Genomic DNA, 6020 nt, shown 5'->3' with positions numbered 1-6020 from the left:
CCGACACCCATCACCCCAGGTTGGCGTGTCCCCAGTGAACCGGTCCGGGTGGGTTTAGAGTCCTGATTGCCCTGATGAGGGCGGAGAAGGGACGATAGGGATCATGGCAGGACGTAAGCGTCACTCGGCCGAGGACATCGTGCGGAAGCTGCGCCGGGCCGACGAGCTGTCCGCAGAAGGCAAGACCGGCGAAGAGATCGCCGCCGAGCTCGAGGTATCGGCGGCGACCTTGTACAACTGGCGCCGCCAGTACGGCGGCATGGACGGCGATGCCGCCAAAGAGCTCAAGGAGCTGCGCGAGCAGAACAGCCGCCTCAAGCGGCTGCTCGCGGATGCCGAGCTGGAGAAGGACGCCTTGCGGGAGATCGCCAAGGGAAAATTCTGAGCCCAACCGCCAAACGTGCCGCGATCGACATGCTCAAGGACGTGATGAGCATGTCAGAGCGTATGGCGTGCAAGGTAGTTGGGCTTTCTCGTTCAGCATACCGGCGTGTGCCGGTGGCGCAGACCCCGGCCGATCCGGACGCCGGCCTGCGTGAGCAGCTACGTACCTATGCCCGCAAACACCCGCGTCACGGGTTCCGGCGAGCGTGGGCGTGGCTGCGGTTCGACGAGGGCGATCAGGTGAACAAGAAGAAGGTTCACCGCCTGTGGAAAGAAGAGGGCCTGCAGGTGCGTCGAGCTCCGCGCCGTAAGCGGGCGGGCCAGTCCTCAGTTCCGATTATCGCCGCGGACGCGCCAAAAGTGGTGTGGGCATTGGACTTTCAGTTCGACTCAACCGTGGATGGGCACAAGATCAAGATCGCGTCAATGGTTGACGAGCACACCCGGATGTCGTTGCTGAACATCGTGGACCGCTCGATCACCGCTGATCGGCTGATCGAGGAGTTGGAGAAGACGTTCGCGATCTGGGGTGGCCCACCGCTGGTGTTGCGTATGGACAACGGCCCTGAGTTCATCTCAGAGGCCCTCCAGACGTTCTGTGCAGGGTCGGTGGGGATCTCCTACATTCCGCCGGGCACGCCGTGGAACAACGGGTTCATCGAGTCGTTCAACAACCGGCTGCGTGACGAGTGTTTGAACCGCAACTGCTGGCCCACCCTGTTGGAGGCCCGCGTGGTCATCGGCGACTTCAAAGACGACCACAACCACCGACACCGGCATTCGGCCCTGGGCTACCAAACCCCGGCCGAGTACGCTGCCGGATGCACCCACCAGCACCACCCCGTGGGCTGCGAGATCGACTGACCGACTACAAGAAGGAACTGGCTCTAGAACTACCTGGACCGGTTATCGGGGACCTGCCAAGGTCACAGCCCCGCGATCGACGAAATCACGAAAATTGAGCCAAGTCAGGTTGCAAGGTCCATGGGCGATCAGTGAGATCAGCGAGTTGATATGGCTACTCGACCTCGCGAACAGGTACTGGGCAAGGTCGAGGGTGAGCATGCTGTGGTGTTTGCGCACTAGCAGCAGGTCCCGGTCCAGTGTGAGGAGCGTGTCGCGCCACAGCTTCTCTCGACTACCGCACCCCAACCGAGTACGAGGCCACCCTGACCGGCGCCTCACAAGTACGCGAGACCACCGATCCGGCCCTCGCACCCACATAGAACTAAACCTGGGGTACTTCAGCATGCTTCGCAATCACCTAGATCCCCGGCTTGTGCCTGCCGTTGCGCTAGATCGTTGCGGCATGTCCCACCAGCAAGCTCTCTGCTGCTCGCCATTCACGTTTTCAACAAGATATGTCACGCCAATGCTCCTTAGCCATAGAGCTGTTCGTGCGCTCAGTGCATAGACCTTCTGTCCGAGGGCTGCTGCGTCAGCAGCTCAGCGGCGGCGCGCCTTTTTCGCCTCGAAACTCGACCGGATCACGATGAGATGATCACCTTCACCGACAGGTGGCGTGATAAATGCGAGCTCGCACAAGTGCTACGATCCAGCTGCGTAATTCTAGGCTTCACCACCGTGTGGGCGGTAGGCTCCTCAGACTATATTGGCGCTCAGCACTGCGAGTGATCAGAGCCACCCATTCGGACTGTAGAAGCGTCCCGGTCGCTCGCAAACTCAATATTGTCATGCGGCATAGGCATTCGCTTTGCGTCTGCAGCCGCGTTTGTCAGCCTGCCTGTGCAACTCCGCCTCGAACGACCTGCGCCCACCCAGCAAGAGTTCACTTGGACCCAATAGATGGTTCGCAGCACGCGCGATTGTTTGATCGGGCTGCTAAGAATGTGAAGTTCTACGACGGAGTCGGCGGAGAGACTAGAAGATCCGCTTCCAGATGGGCTTCTATCTCTTCTACCTTGGACCACTGTGCCTGGATTCCCGGGCACCATCGGCTCCGCTTGGCTTGGTATCGCCCGTGCATGCCGTCCGCCATCCTAGTTCTCGTGACGACCAAGCCGTGACGGGCTCTAGAGAGCATGACAAGCAGGACGCGCTGTTCCTCGGCAAGTGCATCTCCGCGGCTGTTCCGTTTGCCCGGCAGGTGCCCTTCCTCCAGTCCGATGACAAACACCCAGTCGAACTGCTGGCCTTTGCCGGAGTGCGCGTTGAGCAGGTGAACGCCGGGCCCAATCGCCTGCGTAGGGTCGGATGTCCTGATCGACCTCACCGCAGCCTTCGCAGTGACTGCCGCGCTCTGCTCCAAGGCGTCGAACGCATCGTCGACCAGCTCTCGGGCGTCAATATCGGCGGGGTCGACGGCATCGAGCACCGCCAGCCGCGCGTCCGCGACGCTAGCTCCGTGCGGTAAGGTTGCGACCGTCGACTGGATACGAGCGACGGTCGCAGGATCATCGATCGCGAGGTCCCATCGGCGCACTGGAAAGGACCTCTCCTCCTGGAATACCGCGTCGATGGTCTCCCTGCGCCACCCTGCTCGCGTAATGATTCCGATAGATGCTTCGGGCATCCGGTCCAGGATCGATCCCGCCAGGCGCCTCACAGATTCTGCCTCAGACTCGCGGTCCTCAAGCACGAGGGCGGCGGAACAGCCGCCGCCTGGCCACCGCTCCGGTTCTGCGGAGATCAGCCCAGAGCCCGGGTCGACCCGCTCACTCACCGAGTTGACAGTCGCCAAGACCTTCGGCGAGGAGCGGTATGATTCGCGCAGCCTGATTGGCTCACCGCAGGTCTTTTTGATCTCTGCTTCGACGTCGGCGGGCGCTGCTCCTGCCCACGAGTAGATGCCCTGGAGCGGATCTCCGGCGAATGTTCGCTTGGACGTGCAGCTCAGAAGGGCGAGATCGAGCTGTTGCATCGAGAGATCTTGAAACTCGTCGACTAGTACCGCGCCAAAGTGCGCTTGGTAGAGCCGCGCGACCGCGGGGATGCGGAGCAGGCACTGCGCGTGCCTAAGAAGGTCGTCGTAGTGGAGCTGGTTCGACTCCTGTCGCGACCGCTCCACCTTCTCCGCGAGTACGACCTCCGGCACGGGACCTCGCTGCTGGATTGCCGCCAACACCTCGGCGTCCGAGAGCGGTCCCCTCTTGATGTCGCTCAGGATGTGCTCGGCGTCATACATGGCGGGCCCGCCGCCCGCCGACTTCATCGCCCGCCGCATGGTGCTGGTCTTCGGCATCTCCAGTCCTTCCACGTCGAGGCCGATGGTGCTGCCATGTGCGAGGACCACCTCGGTCGCGAAGCCGTGAAGGTTGCGGACGACGATCTTACGGCGCGCTCGCGCGTGGCCCACCACGGAACGGAGGCGCTGTTCAAGGTTCAAGCGCGCCCGCTTGGTGAAGGTCAAAGCGAGTACGCGCTGGTTCTGTTCAAGCGAGCCGATCTGATGGGCGGCGCGGTGCGCGAGGACCTCGGTCTTGCCGCATCCCGGAGGCGCGATGATCAAAAGATGCGGCTTTGCGGAAGTCGCGGCTCTGCGCTGCTCTTCGCTGAGCGAGAACCCGCTCACTGCTTGCTCAACTCGCCAAGGGTGCGCACGAGACGCGACACGCTACCGATCTTCTCGGCTGCATCGGGCGTCAGGGCTTCAGCGATGCATGTCGCCGCCTCGACTTTGCCCTTGTCTCTGCAGAACTTCGCTACCGCTTCCGAGCCAATCCTCTCAATAGACTCGACGCCCGTCGCTTGCAGTAGTCCCTGTTCCCTGCAAAACTTCCCGTCAATAAGGGCCTTTGCCGCAACTTGACCGCCGAGAGCGCGGGTGTATTCGTCCTCAAGGTCGATATCTGAGATGAAGACCTTCTTGTCTACGACAGTGCTCCGCTTGCCTTTGAAGGCGTTGACCCACTTTCCGCTCTCCTGCTCGTCGACCAGTCCGAGCAGGGTCGGGCCAAAGCCGTCGGGGCCGAGGAGCGGGAAGACGTTGCTAAACTTGTCCGCACCGTCCAGTTCGACGACGACGGCGCCGAGCCGGTCGAGGTCGGTGCCCAGCTTCTGCGCCACCGCTTCGACGATCACACGGTCGGCGTCGCCCTCGACGAGGATGACGAAGCGCGCTGTCAGTGCCTCCAGGAGCCGCGGTGACCACCAGTGCGCGCGCACCTTCTCGACCTTCGATAGTTTCGCATCTTCAATCTGGTGACACCTGCCGTGACGGTCCACCGCGATGACCTCCGAGGGTTCGAATCGGTGAAGAATGTACGGCGAATGGGTGACGATGATCTTCTGGTTCGCACCGCCGCTCAGCAGGTCCGCTGCCGTCCGCTGACTTGTCGGGTGCAGATGGATCTCCGGCTCATCGACCGCGAGAATGTTCGCTGTTCCCTCGGCCAGGTCGAAGAGCGTCATGGACATGAGCTGGCGGACTCCGTCCGACTGCTCGGTGAGCGGGACCTGGTTGTCGCCTCGGTTAAGGAAGATTGTCACGTCTTGGAGCACATCGCTGGACGGATCGGTCATGCTCCGGACCGAGAAATCATCCTTGGCGACGGGACGCGGCATCGAACGGCTGAGATGACTTGCGACACGACTCAGGAGTTCCCCGACCGACTCGTTGCCCGCGAGCTTCTCGTTGAACTGATCGAGGAGGGCCTTCAATCCGTCCTTGTTTGGGCCGAGATCAGCAGCCGCCAGGAGCGTCCGAACCGGGCTGTGCGCGCCCTCAATCATCGACGCGCCGCGCGTCGCCTTCAGGTAGCGCCAACCGAACGCCTCCAGCTGCTCGCGACTGGGCGCTCGTGCGTGTCCGCTCTCCGGGAACCATCGGCGGATCGACACAGACTCGTCATCATCGGGGTCCAGCTCGACCACCATCTGGACCCACAGATGCTCGCTGACGTGATCCTCTGCGATCCCAATCTCATTGAGGAAGGGGCGACGGTTCTCTACCGAGAGCTCTGACCACCAGGCGTTGACCACAAGAGGCAGCGCCTGGTCGCGGAGATCGGCGGGCCTAAGTGCCTGGTAAAGGCCAGCGGTGGTCGTCCCTAGCAACAGGTTCAGCATGCGCAGGATCGACGATTTGCCCACGTCGTTCGCGCCGACGATCACCGCATGGCGCCGCACTTCGAGATCCAGGTCTTGGATCCGACTGTGGTTCGTGATCTCCATTCTGGACAGACGCACGTCGACCCAGCCCCCTTCCTAGTCAGGAGCGAAAACTCAGCTCCGCACGTCTATTCCGTCGACCTCTGTGACCCGGCACGCCTTCCGCATGGAACTCAGAGGTCCATCATGAAGTCAAAGCACTCGAACACGTCGGCATCTGGAGAGGACCAGTCGATGCGATCGGCCACGTCTGTCCGTCAGCTTGTCCGCGTCGGCAAGCCTACTAATTGGTGGGGCGTGATTCATGACGATTCGAGGAAGACTCCCAAACTGGAAAGGGCCCATACCGCCCGACGCGCGAAGATCGGGGTAGGCCATGGACGTGCCACTGATCCACGCAACTCCGCATAAGGACCAGTCGGCGCAGGTGACGCCAGCCGCGGCTCGGTACACAATTCCTCCAACTCCAACTCCAACTGCCAGCCACGCCATCAGGTGACACTCGACGCACAGCTGAATGAGCTGGCAGCGCACGACACACTGTCGGGACTGTCGTGAGAACGGTG

General features: G+C 62.0%; 3 protein-coding genes. 1 reads left to right on the top strand and 2 read right to left on the bottom strand.

From position 1 onward, the window contains the following. Positions 1–103: 103 nt before the first annotated feature. Positions 104–1248, top strand: a protein-coding gene (locus tag B3T59_RS22575) for an IS3 family transposase (RefSeq protein ID WP_287005194.1) whose coding sequence is annotated in 2 segments (ribosomal slippage) — positions 104–371 and positions 371–1248 — 1146 coding nt in all. Because the reading frame shifts where the segments join, the coding sequence is not laid out codon by codon here. Positions 1249–2242: 994 nt separating this feature from the next. Here the strand turns inward: B3T59_RS22575 and B3T59_RS22570 are convergent. Together B3T59_RS22570 and B3T59_RS22565 are read right to left on the bottom strand one after the other, a co-directional pair. After that, a complete protein-coding gene (locus tag B3T59_RS22570) occupies positions 2243–3916 on the bottom strand; it encodes a UvrD-helicase domain-containing protein (RefSeq protein WP_287005193.1) in 1674 nt (557 codons plus the stop codon). After that, the gene (locus tag B3T59_RS22565; RefSeq protein WP_287005192.1) at positions 3913–5517 is read right to left on the bottom strand and encodes an ATP-dependent nuclease; all 1605 of its coding nucleotides are present in this window, start codon (positions 5515–5517) and stop codon (positions 3913–3915) included. Before B3T59_RS22565 ends, B3T59_RS22570 begins: the two co-directional genes overlap by 4 nt. Positions 5518–6020 lie beyond the last annotated feature (503 nt).

The sequence above is a fragment of the Gordonia sp. UBA7860 genome (assembly GCF_002500165.1).
In the GTDB taxonomy this organism is placed as follows: Bacteria; Actinomycetota; Actinomycetes; order Mycobacteriales; family Mycobacteriaceae; genus Gordonia; species Gordonia sputi.
Note: the sequence above shows the minus strand (reverse complement) of the source record. Positions and strands in the feature narration are given on the sequence as shown.